This is a genomic window from Ralstonia sp. AU12-08, assembly GCF_000442475.1.
Lineage (GTDB): Bacteria > Pseudomonadota > Gammaproteobacteria > Burkholderiales > Burkholderiaceae > Ralstonia > Ralstonia insidiosa.
Map to the genome: position 1 here is coordinate 30,343 of NZ_ASZV01000030.1, position 14,034 is coordinate 44,376.

Genomic DNA, 14,034 nt, shown 5'->3' on the forward strand with positions numbered 1-14,034 from the left:
CGCCGAATTCTCCGGCCGCATGTTCAGTAATCCAGACCCCAGTCGACGACGATGCGCTGACCAGCCACATCCACCGACTTCACGTAAACCTCGACAAACGGCACGAGCCGCTCGACGTCACCTTCGCCCACAATGCGCAAAATCTGGTGCGCACCGTTGTCGATCAGCCCCGTCACCGTGCCGAGCGTTTCCTGCTGTTCGTTGACGACGGTAGCGCCGATCAGATCGACCCAGTAGAACTCGTCATCATCCGGCGCAGGAAAATCGGCACGGCTAACCCACACGACACAGCCGCGCAGCGCCTCGGCGACATTGCGATCCGGTACGGCAGGCGAACCTGCCACCACCGTACCGCTATGCTCGCGCGACGTTCCAACGGGGAACACCCGCCAGTCCGTCGACGCTGCGACTGCACCTGCTGCCGGCTTGAGCCACCAGGCGCGGGCGTTGAGCAACGCGTCGGCTTCGCCGTGCGGCTGAACCTTGATCCAGCCGCGAATTCCGTAGGCACCGCCCACATAGCCGACCTCAACGAGATCGTCAGGCAGCGTGGTGCCCGCACCCGGGCACATGGCTTGCAAACGCTCAGCCACCTTTTGCGAGGTCGCCTGCGTTGCAGCGGCCACAGGGCCCTTATGTGCGCGATGCGGCGCCGATGCAGCGCGCGTCACAGCAGAATGTGCTCAGACGGCACCGTCGATCGACGCATGCTAAAACTTAGGCAGCAGCCTTGGCGGCGCCTTGCTTCACCAGACGGGCAACCGTCGGCGACAGCTGAGCACCAACACCTTGCCAGTAGGCCAGACGGTCTTGCACCAGGCGCAGACCTTCTTCGCCATCCTTGGCGAGCGGGTTGTAGAAACCGACGCGCTCGATGAAACGGCCATCACGGCGGTTACGCGAGTCGGTCGCAACGATGTTGAAGAACGGGCGCTTCTTGGAGCCACCGCGGGCCAGACGGATCACGACCATGGATCTATTCCTTGAAAAACTGAGTATGCGTACAGAGAAACACTCGAGTATAGCGCAATTTTCCAGACCAAACAAACACTTAGACTGGACGCGACTGAACGATGGGCGGCCTGCGTGGCGCGGACGGTACGTGCGGGGCGCCATTGTGCTCGCGACTTGGCTTGGCGCGGCATTGCCGGCGATGGCCACGTTGCCAGTCGAAACGCTGCACGTACCTCCGGGCTTCCAGATTGAAGTGCTGACCGATGAGATGCCCTCGGCACGCGAGATGGTGATCTCCCCGGCGGGCACGCTGTATGTGGGCAGCCGCGCGGGCAAAGTCTACGCGATGTCGCTGCAGAAGGCTGGCGCGCCAGTGCATGTGGTGGCCTCCGGCCTGCAGCTGCCCGTGGGTGTGGCCTGGCGTGACGGCAGCCTGTATGTGTCGGCCGTGTCGCGCATCGTGCGACTCGATGGCATCGATAAGCGCCTCGACAATCCGCCCGAGCCCGTGGTCGTCAACGACAAGCTGCCCACAGAGACGCATCACGGCTGGAAATTCATCGCCTTCGGCCCCGATGGCAAGCTGTACGTGCCAGTGGGCGCACCCTGCAACATCTGTCACCCCGATGAAAACCGTTACGCCAACCTGATGCGCATGAACGCCGATGGCAGCGGCCTGGAATTGGTCGCGCGCGGCATCCGCAACACGGTCGGCTTTGACTGGCATCCGAAGACACACGAGCTGTGGTTCACCGACAACGGCCGCGACATGATGGGCGACGACGTACCCGACGACGAGCTCAACCGCATCACCGCACCCAACCCGCATTTCGGCTATCCGTTCTGCCATGCCGGCGATGTTCCTGATCCGGAATTCGGCGCGGGTCACCCCTGTAGCAACTACGTGCCACCGGCCGCCAAGCTGGGCGCGCACGTGGCAGCGCTCGGCATGCGGTTCTACACCGGCAGCAGTTTCCCGGCCGAGTATCGCAACAACATCTTCATTGCGGAGCATGGCTCGTGGAATCGTTCGTCCAAGGTCGGCTATCGCGTGATGCGTGTAGTGCTGGATGAAGCGGGCAAGGTCATCCGGCAAGAGCCATTCGTGCAAGGCTGGCTGCAAGGTCAGAGCGTATGGGGCCGCCCGGCCGACGTGCTCGTCGCGCCAGATGGCAGCCTGCTCGTGGCGGATGACTACGCGGGTGCCGTGTACCGCATCCGCTACATCGGGAAATGACGCAATCGTCGCCTACCGCCTGGGTAACGCGTGCGGGAAACATCTCGTTACACAGGAAACCTTTGGACAGTGGATGCGACCTGAGTGAAGCCTTACATTGACAGGCAGAACACGTGCTGCTGCTCTCTTGCTCAAGCTGGAACAAAAGCGGTACGTGGCGCTCTCGAACCCTCGTCAGACAGGAGATAGCCGTGCCGATCCGCGCATTGCTTCGCCCCTTGGCGACAGGTGTTCTGATCGCCGCCTCTGCGGGCGCCCTGGCAGCCAACGCATCGGCGCGTCAGGCCGCCGTTGCCTTCGCAGAAACCGCCATGCCGACATGGACGCAACCCACCAATGCTGTGGCGCAAGCGCGCCCGATGGTGGCGCAGATGTTCTTTGTCGATGCGCGCGCTGACCAAGCCCGCATCCGCGCGCAGATGGAGCGCATGGAAGCACGCGCGCGTGCCGATGACCGCCTCAACGGCCGCGTCCAGCCCCGCGACGGCGGCGGCCGTGGTGACTGGCAGCAGCAGGAACGCGAGCGCATGCACCAAGAGCGCGGCAACGGCGACCGGGGCGGTGAATGGCGCGGCTCGCGCCGGGGCTGACCGCCGCGCAAGCCCGCCGCATTTCACATCGCGGAACTTGCCCGACGCACCTCAGTCGTATTGAATGGTAGGTGGCACACGTTTGGTGTGCCTCCACCATCACACCAATCACAACGACAACAGGTGCTTCAATGCTGTCCCAACTCCACCGCCATGTGCGGCTTCTGCTGGGTCTGATATGGACCTCGGCCTTCATGCTGATGCTTGCCCACTTGCTCTACGGCGAAGTCAGCCTGCGCCAACAAGCGCCTCAACTGCTGCAAGACCTGACGGCTTCGATGAACGTGCCGTCGCTGCGTCTGGTTCCGATTTAGCGCCCCTGCCCTCCCCGCCACAGCCCCATCGCAACGCTGTGCGCGTCCGGCCGAACTGAAGGCCATCTCCCCCGATTGCTGATGCGTCCTTGAGACGCGCCCCCGGTGCCGCCCCTAGGCTGCGTCGCGGTTCATGTTGGGCGTAGAATGCGCGGCGCTGTGTTGTCCTGCCGTGTGTTCTCCGCCTGCCATGCCTACGACCGCTCTTCAGAAAAAATCCAAGCTGCTGACCGTACTGCTCGCCTTCTTGTTCGGGAGCGTGGGCGCGCATCGTTTCTACCTCAAGGGCGGACGCGACTTCTGGGCGTGGTCGCAAGTCTTTGCCATGGTGCTCGGCGCGGTTGGCGTGGCACTCCTGCTGTCGACCCAGCGCGCCAGCGTGCCTGGCTGGATCTGCGCGATCATCGGCGGCGCTTCATTGCTGGCGGGGTTCCTGTCGGCGCTGGTGTATGGCCTGCGCCCGGACGACAAGTGGGATGCGCAGTTCAATGCCGACGGCACGCCCACGCAATCCGGCTGGCCCGTCGTGATGCTGACCATCCTCACGCTGATGATCGGCACCGGCCTGCTCATGGCCGGTCTCGCCATCACCTTCCAGACGTATTTTGAGACGCAGGTGCAGGCAGCGAAGGAGCTGTCGCAGTAATCAGAACAGGCTGCCCTGGCGCTCGTCGACCGGCTTTCTCGGCTTGACGGCGCTGATTGCACGTTCGGGCGGTTTGAACTGCGAGGTGTCGAGCACCAACTCGTTATAGCGGTGATAACGGTAGCCGAGCTTGTCGGCGGCCTTGTAGAAGCGTTGTCGCAGCAGATCGGCCCAGATGCCTGTGCCGCGCATGCGCGTACTGAAATCCGCCTTGTAGTCCTGGCCGCCGTGCAGATCGCGGATGCGATTCATCACGCGTTGTGCGCGGTCGGGAAAATGCGCCATCAGCCAATCCTGAAACACCGCGTTCAGCTCATTCGGCAAACGCAGCACGATGTAGCTGGCGTACGTGGCGCCCGCCTCGCGTGAGGCTTCCAGAATCTGCTCCATGTGATCGTCGGTGATGAAAGGGATCATCGGCGCCACACTCACCCCTACCGGAATACCCGCTTCGGCCAATGTGCGGATCGTGCGCAAGCGGCGCGATGGCGTGGCTGCGCGCGGCTCGAGCTTGCGCGCAAGCTCCGAGTCCAGTGTCGTGATGGTGACTGCTGCGACGACGAGGTTCTTCGCCGCCATCGGTGCGAGCAGATCGATGTCGCGTTCGATCAAGGTCGACTTGGTGATGAGCCCGACCGGATGATCGCAATCGTGCAGCACCTGCAGCACGTCGCGCGTGATGCGCAACTCGCGCTCGATCGGTTGGTACGCGTCGGTGTTCACGCCCAGTGCGATGGCCTCGCAGCGATAGCCGGGCTTGGCCAGCGTTTCGCGCAGCACCTCGGCGGCATTCGTTTTGGCGAACAGCTTGGTCTCGAAATCGAGCCCCGGCGACAACTCCAGATACGCGTGCGTTGGCCGCGCGAAGCAATACACGCATCCGTGCTCGCAACCGCGATAGGGATTCAGCGACACCCCAAACGGAATGTCCGGCGATTGGTTGTGGCTCAGGATCGAGCGCGCACGCTCAACGGAGACCGTGGTCTCGATGCGTGGCGGCGCGTCTTCCGGATCGAGCTGCCCGACGAGCGGCTGCCAGCCGTCATCGACGCGCGTGCGTTCGTCGCGTTCGAAGCGGCCTTGCAGATTGGAAGTGGCGCCGCGCCCCTTGCGGGGGACGCGGCGATCAGACATGTCGGACACAGCGGAATGGATCGGATGGGGGGGCCTGCTGATCGTATCGCATCCGCCCCCGCTTCGCTGTGGGTGGCGTTGGCTACGCCTCTGGATCGAGCTTTACGTCCCAGAGCGATTTGCCGTCGAGATCATGCAGCGACACGTGCATCGTGCGCGTGGCCGGATCGATCTTTGCGCGCCCGTAGTACTGCTGCAGCGCAGCCGGCGACTGGTTCTGCGGATTGTCCTTGGGGATGCTGAAGTAGCGCACATCCGGCCCGAAGGTCTGGTCCACCTCGTTCGGCCCGAACGTGCCCGCATTGATCGGCCCGCCGACGAATTCCCAGAACGGCTTGAACTCCGTGAACTTGGCGCGCGACGGGTGGTAGTACGTGGCCTGCGCATAGTGCACATCGGCCGTCACCCACACCACGTTCTGGATGTTCTCCTGCTTGATGAAGCGCAGGATCTCGGCCAGCTCCAGCTCGCGGCCAGACGGCGCACCGTCATCGGCATTCGCCCACGCTTCGTAGGTGCCCTTGGGCACGTCGGGGTTCAAATCAGGCACCACCAGCGAGATCGGCATGTCGCTGGCAATCACCTTCCACGTGGCCTTCGACTGCTTGAGCGATTGCTTTAGCCACGCCGCCTGCTTCGGGCCGAGGAAAGCGGCATCGGCATCCAGCGTGGTCTGCCGGTTTGGTGAGTTGCGGCCGCGATAGCTCCGCTCATCCAGCATGAACACGTCGAGCAGCGGGCCGTACTGGAACGCGCGATAGATCTGCTCCGGGTCGACCGGGTTGAAGCGGAACGGGTTGTACTCGAACATTGCCTGCTTTGCACGGGCGGCCAGTACGGATGCGCTGCGTTCTTGATAGCGCTTTTCTTCTGGGCCGATCTGCTGGCCGGGGTACCAGTTGTTGCGCACTTCGTGGTCGTCCCACTGCACGAGGAACGGCACCTCGGCAGCAAACGCGCGCTTGTTCTTGTCGAGCTGGTTGTAGGCGAAGGCGCCGCGGTAGTCGTCGAGTGTTTGCGCGACGTGCGACTTGGCTTCGGTCGTGAGGTTGGTCCACAGCGAACCGTCGGGCAGCTTCACCTCGGCTTCGATCGGGCCGTCGGCGTAGATCTGGTCACCGGAGTGGATGAAGAAATCGGGCGACTCGCGACGCATGGCTTCGTACAGGCGATAGCCGCCGAAGCGCTCGTTGATGCCCCAGCCCTGGCCGGCTTCGTCGCCGGAGAACACGAAACAGATCGGGCGGTTGGCATGCACGGGCGCAGTATGAAAGCGGCCGACAACGGGCTCGCTGAACGCTTTCTCGTGCACGAGATCCTGGAAGCGGACGCGGTAGAACAGGTTGGCACCAGCAGGCAAGCCAGTGAGATCGACACGCGCCGTCAGTCCGCTGGTTTCGATGGCCGTCGGGCCAACGCGGCGCACGACCTTCTTGAAGGCGGCATCGGTCGAATATTCGACGATCATGCGCGCCGGGCGGTCAGTGCGGCTCCACACGATGGCGCTGTTGGCGGTGATGTCACCGCTCATTACGCCGCCGGGCACTTGCGGGCGCAGGCGTTCGGAAGTGACTGCGGCGGGCGCAACGCCCTGGGCCAGCACGTCACCCATGCGCGAGCCGAGCAGCGCAGTGCCGCTGGCGGAGACAAGACCCTTGATCAGCGTGCGGCGGGTCGGTTTGAAGATCGGCTGGTCGGACATGGCGGCTCCGCAGGTTGGCGTTGAGTGGTGAGGGTGCCGCCCAGCGTAAGTCGCTTCCGTGACAGCGCTACGTCACCCGCCCTCTTCCGTCACGTCGATGGCGAGGGTCTCCTTGATCTCCTCCATCACGATGTAGCTCTTGGACTGCACTGCGCCCGGAAGCTGCAAAAGGATGTCGCCGAGCAGGCGGCGGTATTCGCTCATCTCGCGGATGCGCGCCTTGATGAGGTAATCGAAATCGCCCGAGACCAAGTGGCACTCCAGCACCTCGGGAATGCGCAGCACCTCGCGCCGGAACTGCTCGAACATGTTGCCGGCTTTGCTGCCCAGGCTGATCTCCACGAACACCAACAGCGAAGCGCCCAGCATGGCCGGGTTCAGGCGTGCGAAATAGCCGAGGATGAAGCCCTCTCGCTCCAGCCGTTTGACGCGCTCAATGCATGGCGTGATGGTCAGGCCGACGGCTTCGGACAGCTCCTTCATCGAGAGCCGCCCGTCCTTTTGCAGCAGGTCGAGGATGCGGCGGTCGAGCTTGTCGAGGGCCCGGACGGGCTTGCGCTGGGTTCGCATGAACGAAAACGCTCCAAATTCGAAGTTGTTCCTGTTTCCTGAAAATATACAGAAACAATTGCTGGTTATGTGCGAATACGATAGCGACATCTATCGTAAATGCATTCCCGGGGAGTATCACCATGCGCGTGCTCGTTCTTGGCAGTGGCGTGATCGGCGTGACGAGCGCCTATTACCTGGCCCGCGCCGGCCATGAAGTCACTGTTGTCGACCGTGAAGCCGGCCCGGCGCTGGAGACGAGTTTTGCCAATGCTGGCCAGATCTCGCCGGGCTATGCATCGCCGTGGGCTGCACCGGGCGTACCGCTCAAGGCCATCAAGTGGATGTTCCAGAAGCACGCGCCGCTCTCCATCCGCCCCGACGGCACCCTCTTCCAACTCAAGTGGATGTGGCAGATGCTGCGCAACTGCGATGCCGCCAGCTACGCGCAAAACAAGGAGCGCATGGTCCGCCTGGCTGAATACAGCCGCGACTGCATCCGCGAACTGCGCGCCGACACCGGCATCGCCTACGAAGGCCGCCAGCAAGGCACGCTGCAAATCTTCCGCACCCAGCAACAGCTCGACGGCGCCGCGAACGACATCGCTGTGCTCGAGCGTGCCGGCGTGCCCTACGAACTGCTTTCGCGCGAAGACCTCGTGCGCAGTGAACCAGGCCTGGCCTCGACCCGCCACAAGCTGGCCGGTGGCTTGCGCCTCCCCAATGACGAAACGGGCGATTGCCAGCTCTTCACCACGCGCCTGGCCGCGATGGCCGAGCAGCTTGGCGTGCGCTTCCATTTCAACCGCACCATCAATAGCCTGATCATCAAGAACGACGCTGTGCGCGGTGCGCTGGTCGATGGCCAGCCGATGGAAGCCGACCTCGTGGTGGTGGCGCTGGGCAGCTACAGCTCGCCGTTCCTGAAGAACCTGGTGAACGTGCCGGTGTATCCGCTCAAGGGCTTTTCGATCACCGTACCGATGACGGACGCGGCCAAGAGCCCCGTCTCCACCATCCTGGACGAGACCTACAAGGTGGCCGTGACGCGCTTTGACGACCGCATCCGCGTGGGCGGCATGGCGCAGATCGTCGGCTACGACAAGCGCCTGGACCCGGGCAAGCGCAACACGCTGGAGTTCGTCGTCAACGATCTGTTCCCGGGTGCCGGCGATGTGTCGCACGCTTCGTTCTGGACTGGCCTGCGCCCGATGACGCCGGACGGCACGCCCATCGTCGGCCAGACGCCGGTGCGCGGCCTGTGGCTCAACACCGGCCACGGCACGCTGGGTTGGACCATGGCCTGCGGCTCGGGCAAGCTGCTGTCGGATCTGGTGTCGGGCCGCTCGCCGGCGATTCGTGCGGATGACCTGTCGGTGTATCGCTATCTGGGCGGCGCGCCGATGCCCACGACCAAGCCCGCATTGGCCTGATCGTCTACGCCATCGTCATGAGAAAGGGAGGCCGAAGCCTCCCTTTCTTTTTGCCTGCTCAAACCCACAGCCGGTACGCCCAGAAGGCCTCGTCTTCGACAAAGCGCTCGACAAACTCACTTGGGGAAAAGCCCGTGATGCGCTTGGCCGTGCGGCTGAAATGCGCCTGGTCGGCAAACCCTTCATCCTGGGCCAGTGCGGCCCAATCGAACGGCACACCGGCTGCGTGCCGATCCATCGCGGCAAAATAGACGCCTTCGGTTTTCACCAGCGCTTGCCACTCGCGCAAAGACCGTCCGCTGAAGGTCTTGATGCGTCGCTCCACTTGGCGTGGACTCTGTGTGCGCCGCCACTCATGTGCCTGCCATGCCAGACGCTGGACCCAATGCCGACCTGCTCTGCGCAGCGACGACACCATCGTGTCCTGTCCCTGTAGCGCGTGCCAGCGCGCAGCAAGATGCTGCTCCAGCACAGCCAGCACAGCCGCATCGTCATGGGTGTCAAGCAACGCATCCAGCAACGGATGCCAGACGGCGCCCAGTACGGTATAGGCGTCGACAAAGCGGTCCGCTGCCACAGCCTTGTCGACGCCGAACAAGGTCTGCGCGACATCTGCCGTCAAGCAGATCATGCCGCCACGCCCAGTGGTCGGTGCCCACGTTACTGTAGGCAGGGATTGACTGCCTGACAGCACCGCCGCCGTACCAAACGGCCGCCATTGCGGTCCGTCATCCGTACGCTCGACAAGCCCTGCATCGATGCCCTGAAACCACGACAGCGACACCATGGGCGACGCAGGAAAATGAGACAGGCGCTGCGCATCGGTCAACGCAACGCCCCGCGTGTCACGGCACAGAATGGCCACGATGGCGCCCTGCAAAGCAGGCGACGCAAGATGCAGCCGCGTATCCGGTACGCGGCCATCGCGTACAACACGTGGCGCTCGCGCGAGGGGATCCGGGCACTCGAATTGTGAGGACATGGCGGCGCAGTATAGGCAGGTGCCGGACAGGTGTCGATGTCGTTTGCGTTCAAGACAGGTCACGCCGCCAAGCGAACAATGTCAGACATGCCCAGATGCCCCTGGAGACCCAGATGAACCCGACCAATTCCGGCCAATGCCCTTTCCACGCAAAGGATGCATCGCCCACACCCGCCGCCCATCCGCCCGGCATTTGGCCGCCAGGCCCATCCACCGCGCTGACTGGCTGGAGCCTGCTCGCCCGCATGTCGCGCGACTTGCTGGGGACGCTGGCAGCATGGCAGCGCGAGTTCGGCGATGTTGTGCATCTGCGCTTCTGGCCCGAACACGAAATCGTCGTCTCAGACCCGTCACTCGTGCGCGAACTGCTGGTGACGCATCACGACGCGCTGGTCCGCTGGGAGCGCGGCATGCACGTGTTTGCACAGCTGCACGGGCACAGCGTACTGATTGCCGAAGGCGAAGCCTGGCGTGGCAAGCGGCACGCCATGCAGCCGAACTTCTCCCCCAAGGCTGTCCAAGCTTTCGTGCCCACGATCAGCGCCGCCACCGAGAAAGCACTCGCACAGTGGCCAAAGCACGATGTGCGCTGGCCGATCGAGAGCGCGATCACCTCGCTCGCCATGGACGTCATTACACGGATGATGTTTTCAAGCGAGATTGGCGAGGAGGCTCGCATCGCGGAGCAAGCCATCCGCGTCGTCAGTGCCGCCGCCAATGCAGAGTTCTACTGGCCCGCAAGCGCACCGGACTGGGTGCCCTGGAAGCGCGCAAAACGGCGTGCCCTGGCTGCACTGCACGGCCTGATCGACCATCATCTCCAAGCGCGATTGGCCCAGCCGCAAGACGCCTGGCCCGACGATCTGCTGACCCGCCTGCTACGGCTGCATCGGGATGCCCCCACCGCATGGCCCCTGCACGCTGTACGCGACGAATGCATGACCGCGTTCCTGGCAGGGCACGAAACCACCGCAGCCACGCTGATCTGGTGGGCCTGGTGCATGGCGTCGAACCCGGCTGCGCAGGCCCTTGCGCGCAGGGAGGTCCAGCAAACACTGCAGGGCCACGCACCGAGCCCGGACACGCTGGCCTCGCTGCCCTACCTCACACAGACGATCAAGGAGACGCTGCGCCTCTACCCGGCTGCCCCGGTGCTCGTGAGCCGGCGAAGCACCCGGCCCATCACCCTGGGCACGTGGCAATTGCCTGCGCGCACCATGTTCCTGATTCCGGTGCAAGTGATGCACCACGACCCGCGCTGGTTCCCCGAGCCGCTGGCGTTCCGCCCGGAACGCTTTGCACTCGATGCTCTAGAACTGCCACGCGCACGCGGTGCCTACCTACCCTTTGGCACCGGCCCGCGCGTCTGTCTTGGGCAGCATTTGGCCATGTCCGAGATGACGGTGATCGCCGCGATGCTGCTGCAGCGTTTCACGTTGTCGGTGCCGGACAACATGCAGCCGCCACGCCCCGTGATGAACGTCACGCTGCGGCCCGATCAGCAGTTGCACCTGGCAATCACACCGGCTTGACGTCAGCAATGCACCAACGAAAAAAGGAGGCCGAAGCCTCCTTTTTTATGCTCGCCGATGCGGCTCAGAACTGCACTTCCGGCACCGCGCCGATCGTCTCGCCACCCGTCAGCACGCTCTGCGCAATGCCAGGCGCCTGCGTGAGCAGCACGTCGGCAAACACGCGCGCCGTGGCGATCTTCGCACCGTAGAAGTTCGGGTCTTCGCTCTCGCGGTCGATGGCCACCAGCAGCGCACGCGCCATCTGCCAGCCCGACAGCACGATGCCGCACAGGCGCAAATACGGCACGCTGCCCGCGAACACGGCGTTCGGCTGCGCCTTGGTCTGCGCCACCACAAAGCGCACCACCGATTCCATCGCCTCGCGGCCCGCCGCCAGACGCGCACGCATCGCTTCGCAATGCGCGCCACCCTTCGCAGCCAGCGCCGCTTCCACCTTGGCAATTTCCGCGCAGATACCCAGTGCCACCGCTCCGCCATCACGCACCGTCTTGCGACCAATCAGGTCATTCGCCTGAATGGCCGTGGTGCCTTCGTAAATCGGCAGGATGCGCGCATCGCGGTAGTACTGCGCAGCGCCCGTCTCTTCGATGAAGCCCATACCGCCGTGCACCTGCACGCCCAGGCTCGTCACGTCGATCGACATCTCCGTGCTCCAGCCCTTCACGATCGGCACGAGGAATTCGTACAGCGCTTCGTTCTGCTTACGCGCAGCATCATCGGCAGCATGGTGGCCGGCATCACACGCGGCGGCGGCCACGTAGGCCAGCGCGCGGGCGCCTTCGGTCATGGCGCGCATCGTCAGCAGCATCCGCTTCACGTCGGGGTGATGAATGATCGCGACAGCCTTGCCGGCCGAACCATCCACCGGGCGGCTCTGCACACGCTCGCGCGCATAGGCCACGGCCTTCTGGTACGCGCGCTCCGACACGCCGATACCCTGCATGCCCACCGCATAGCGCGCGGCGTTCATCATGATGAACATGTACTCCAGGCCGCGGTTTTCTTCGCCGACGAGCGTGCCGATGGCACCACCGTTGTCGCCAAACTGCAGTACGGCCGTCGGGCTCGCCTTGATGCCGAGCTTGTGCTCGATCGACACGCAATGCGCGTCGTTACGCGCACCCAGCGAACCATCTGCATTGACCATGAACTTCGGCACCACGAACAGCGAGATGCCCTTCACGCCCTCGGGCGCACCCGGCGTGCGCGCCAGCACAAGGTGGACGATGTTCTCGGCCATGTCGTGCTCGCCCCAGGTGATGAAGATCTTCGTGCCGAAGATCTTGAACGTGCCGTCACCCACCGGCTCGGCGCGCGTGCGCACGAGTGCCAGGTCGGAACCGGCCTGCGGCTCCGTCAGGTTCATCGTGCCGGTCCACTCGCCCGAAATGAGCTTGGGCACGAACAGCTGCTTCTGTTCTTCGGTGCCAGCAGTCAGCAGCGCCTCGATGGCGCCGTCGGTCAGCAGCGGGCACAGCGCGAACGACAGGTTGGCCGCGTTCAACATCTCGATGCACGCCGTGGCGATCAGCTTGGGCAGGCCTTGGCCGCCGTATTCCACCGGGTGCTGCACGCCCTGCCAGCCGCCTTGGCCGAACTGCGCGAAGGCTTCCTTGAAACCAGCGGTGGCCGTGACGACGCCGTCCTTCCAGCTGCTCGGGTTGCGGTCACCTTCCACGTTGAGCGGCGCGACGACTTCACCGGTAAAGCGCGCGCTCTCTTCCAGCACGGCCTGTGCGGTGTCGGCGGTGGCGTCTTCAAAGCCGGGCAGCTTGGCAACGTTGTCCAGGCCGGCCAGTTCGTTCATCACGAACAGCATGTCCTTGACGGGGGCTTGATAGGTCATGTCTCTCTCCAATCCTTGTTAAGCGCGATCAGGACAGTGCGTCAGCGGGTGCGTGACGCGCTCTCCTGATGGCGCTCGCGTATAAAAAAGCCGTTTCCAAACAGGTCGGAAACGGCTTTGCGTCGGGCGTTCATTGCAGCGCGCGTCAGACGATGCGCGCTGCGCGGTGCGATCAGCCCAGTGCGGTCACCAGCTCCGGCACGACGGTGTTCAGGTCGCCCACGAGGCCGTAGTCAGCCACCTGGAAGATCGGCGCTTCCGGATCCTTGTTGATCGCGACGATCACCTTGGAATCCTTCATGCCGGCCAAGTGCTGGATCGCGCCCGAGATACCGACGGCGATGTACAGCTGCGGCGCGACGATCTTGCCCGTCTGGCCGACCTGGTAGTCGTTCGGCACGAAGCCGGCGTCCACCGCTGCGCGCGAGGCACCCAGTGCGGCGCCCAGCTTGTCAGCCAGCGGCGTCAGCACCTTGGTGTAGTTCTCGCCCGAGCCCACGCCACGGCCACCCGACACGATGATCTTGGCGGCGGTCAGTTCCGGGCGGTCGCTCTTCGTCACTTCACGCGAGACGAATTGCGAGATGCCGGCGTCAGCCACGGCGGTCAGCGTTTCGGTAGCAGCGGAGCCGCCAGTGGTGGCTGCAGCGTCGAACGCCGTGCCGCGCACGGTGATCACCTTCACCTTGTCGGCCGATTGCACGGTGGCAATTGCGTTGCCGGCGTAGATCGGTCGCTCGAAGGTGTCCGGGCTGTCGACCTTGGTGATGTCGGACAGTTGGGCCACGTCCAGCTTGGCGGCCACGCGCGGCAGGATGTTCTTGCCGTAAGCGGTAGCGGGCGCCAGGATGTGGCTGTAGTTGCCGGCAATGGCCAGGGCCTGCTCGGCGACGTTTTCGGCCAGGCCATCGGCAAACTGGGGCGCGTCGGCCACCAGCACCTTGGCAACGCCGGCGATCTGCGCGGCGGCCTGGGCGGCAGCGCCGCAGCCAGCGCCGGCCACCAGCACGTGGACGTCGCCGCCGCATTGGGCGGCTGCGGTCACGGCGTTCAGCGTCGCGGCCTTGATGGATTGGTTGTCGTGTTCAGCAATAACGAGTGCGGTCATCTTG

Annotated in this window: 14 protein-coding genes; 6 read left to right on the plus strand and 8 right to left on the minus strand. The window is 64.2% G+C overall.

Translation table 11 applies throughout. The features are described 5' to 3' along the window. Window positions 1-23: 23 nt before the first annotated feature. Both rimM and rpsP read right to left on the minus strand, forming a co-directional pair. Complete coding sequence (rimM, locus tag C404_RS45785) at window positions 24-572, minus strand: ribosome maturation factor RimM (protein WP_031329540.1); 549 nt, start codon at window positions 570-572, stop codon at window positions 24-26. A gap of 145 nt (window positions 573-717) precedes the next feature. Beyond that, window positions 718-972, minus strand: a complete 255-nt coding sequence (gene rpsP / locus C404_RS45790) for a 30S ribosomal protein S16 (RefSeq protein ID WP_021195488.1) — start codon at window positions 970-972, stop codon at window positions 718-720. A gap of 145 nt (window positions 973-1,117) precedes the next feature. Here rpsP and C404_RS45795 point away from each other — a divergent pair, with 145 nt between their 5' ends. The 4 genes from C404_RS45795 to C404_RS45810 all read left to right on the plus strand — a co-directional run bounded on the left by C404_RS45795 (window position 1,118) and on the right by C404_RS45810 (window position 3,741). Then, entirely contained in the window at window positions 1,118-2,191 is a 1,074-nt protein-coding gene (locus C404_RS45795; RefSeq protein WP_031329541.1) for a PQQ-dependent sugar dehydrogenase, read from the plus strand. Between the two features lie 191 nt (window positions 2,192-2,382). Continuing rightward, on the plus strand, window positions 2,383-2,781 hold the full coding sequence (locus tag C404_RS45800) for a hypothetical protein (RefSeq protein WP_031329542.1): 399 nt from the start codon (window positions 2,383-2,385) through the stop codon (window positions 2,779-2,781). Between the two features lie 131 nt (window positions 2,782-2,912). Next, window positions 2,913-3,095: a hypothetical protein gene (locus C404_RS45805; RefSeq protein WP_021195491.1), complete on the plus strand. Its 183-nt coding sequence runs from the start codon at window positions 2,913-2,915 to the stop codon at window positions 3,093-3,095. Between the two features lie 190 nt (window positions 3,096-3,285). After that, window positions 3,286-3,741 (plus strand): NINE protein, encoded by a 456-nt coding sequence (locus tag C404_RS45810; RefSeq protein WP_021195492.1) that lies wholly within the window; start codon window positions 3,286-3,288, stop codon window positions 3,739-3,741. Here the strand turns inward: C404_RS45810 and C404_RS45815 are convergent, their stop codons facing one another. The 3 genes from C404_RS45815 to C404_RS45825 all read right to left on the minus strand — a co-directional run bounded on the left by C404_RS45815 (window position 3,742) and on the right by C404_RS45825 (window position 7,147). Beyond that, on the minus strand, window positions 3,742-4,875 hold the full coding sequence (locus tag C404_RS45815) for a PA0069 family radical SAM protein (RefSeq protein ID WP_021195493.1): 1,134 nt from the start codon (window positions 4,873-4,875) through the stop codon (window positions 3,742-3,744). Between the two features lie 82 nt (window positions 4,876-4,957). After that, window positions 4,958-6,577 (minus strand): alkaline phosphatase D family protein, encoded by a 1,620-nt coding sequence (locus tag C404_RS45820; protein WP_021195494.1) that lies wholly within the window; start codon window positions 6,575-6,577, stop codon window positions 4,958-4,960. Window positions 6,578-6,649: 72 nt separating this feature from the next. Then, window positions 6,650-7,147 (minus strand): Lrp/AsnC ligand binding domain-containing protein, encoded by a 498-nt coding sequence (locus tag C404_RS45825; RefSeq protein ID WP_021195495.1) that lies wholly within the window; start codon window positions 7,145-7,147, stop codon window positions 6,650-6,652. Between the two features lie 122 nt (window positions 7,148-7,269). Here C404_RS45825 and C404_RS45830 point away from each other — a divergent pair, with 122 nt between their 5' ends. Next, on the plus strand, window positions 7,270-8,559 hold the full coding sequence (locus C404_RS45830; RefSeq protein WP_021195496.1) for a D-amino acid dehydrogenase: 1,290 nt from the start codon (window positions 7,270-7,272) through the stop codon (window positions 8,557-8,559). 58 nt (window positions 8,560-8,617) lie between these two features. On the opposite strand, the gene C404_RS45835 is transcribed toward C404_RS45830, so the two are convergent. Further along, on the minus strand, window positions 8,618-9,541 hold the full coding sequence (locus C404_RS45835) for a helix-turn-helix domain-containing protein (protein WP_031329543.1): 924 nt from the start codon (window positions 9,539-9,541) through the stop codon (window positions 8,618-8,620). A gap of 113 nt (window positions 9,542-9,654) precedes the next feature. Here C404_RS45835 and C404_RS45840 point away from each other — a divergent pair, with 113 nt between their 5' ends. After that, entirely contained in the window at window positions 9,655-11,073 is a 1,419-nt protein-coding gene (locus tag C404_RS45840; protein WP_021195498.1) for a cytochrome P450, read from the plus strand. A 64-nt stretch (window positions 11,074-11,137) separates the two neighbouring features. Here C404_RS45840 and C404_RS45845 read toward each other — a convergent pair whose 3' ends face one another. Together C404_RS45845 and C404_RS45850 are read right to left on the minus strand one after the other, a co-directional pair. After that, window positions 11,138-12,922, minus strand: a complete 1,785-nt coding sequence (locus C404_RS45845; protein WP_021195499.1) for an acyl-CoA dehydrogenase — start codon at window positions 12,920-12,922, stop codon at window positions 11,138-11,140. Window positions 12,923-13,094: 172 nt separating this feature from the next. Then, window positions 13,095-14,030, minus strand: a complete 936-nt coding sequence (locus C404_RS45850) for an electron transfer flavoprotein subunit alpha/FixB family protein (protein ID WP_021195500.1) — start codon at window positions 14,028-14,030, stop codon at window positions 13,095-13,097. Window positions 14,031-14,034: the final 4 nt, after the last annotated feature.

Coding starts and splice junctions, on each gene's coding strand:
- rimM (WP_031329540.1), bottom strand. CDS start 572: ATGTGCCCGGGTGCGGGCACCACGCTGCCTGACGATCTCGTTGAGGTC.
- rpsP (WP_021195488.1), bottom strand. CDS start 972: ATGGTCGTGATCCGTCTGGCCCGCGGTGGCTCCAAGAAGCGCCCGTTC.
- C404_RS45805 (WP_021195491.1), top strand. CDS start 2,913: ATGCTGTCCCAACTCCACCGCCATGTGCGGCTTCTGCTGGGTCTGATA.
- C404_RS45810 (WP_021195492.1), top strand. CDS start 3,286: ATGCCTACGACCGCTCTTCAGAAAAAATCCAAGCTGCTGACCGTACTG.
- C404_RS45815 (WP_021195493.1), bottom strand. CDS start 4,875: ATGTCTGATCGCCGCGTCCCCCGCAAGGGGCGCGGCGCCACTTCCAAT.
- C404_RS45820 (WP_021195494.1), bottom strand. CDS start 6,577: ATGTCCGACCAGCCGATCTTCAAACCGACCCGCCGCACGCTGATCAAG.
- C404_RS45825 (WP_021195495.1), bottom strand. CDS start 7,147: ATGCGAACCCAGCGCAAGCCCGTCCGGGCCCTCGACAAGCTCGACCGC.
- C404_RS45830 (WP_021195496.1), top strand. CDS start 7,270: ATGCGCGTGCTCGTTCTTGGCAGTGGCGTGATCGGCGTGACGAGCGCC.
- C404_RS45835 (WP_031329543.1), bottom strand. CDS start 9,541: ATGTCCTCACAATTCGAGTGCCCGGATCCCCTCGCGCGAGCGCCACGT.
- C404_RS45840 (WP_021195498.1), top strand. CDS start 9,655: ATGAACCCGACCAATTCCGGCCAATGCCCTTTCCACGCAAAGGATGCA.
- C404_RS45845 (WP_021195499.1), bottom strand. CDS start 12,922: ATGACCTATCAAGCCCCCGTCAAGGACATGCTGTTCGTGATGAACGAA.
- C404_RS45850 (WP_021195500.1), bottom strand. CDS start 14,030: ATGACCGCACTCGTTATTGCTGAACACGACAACCAATCCATCAAGGCC.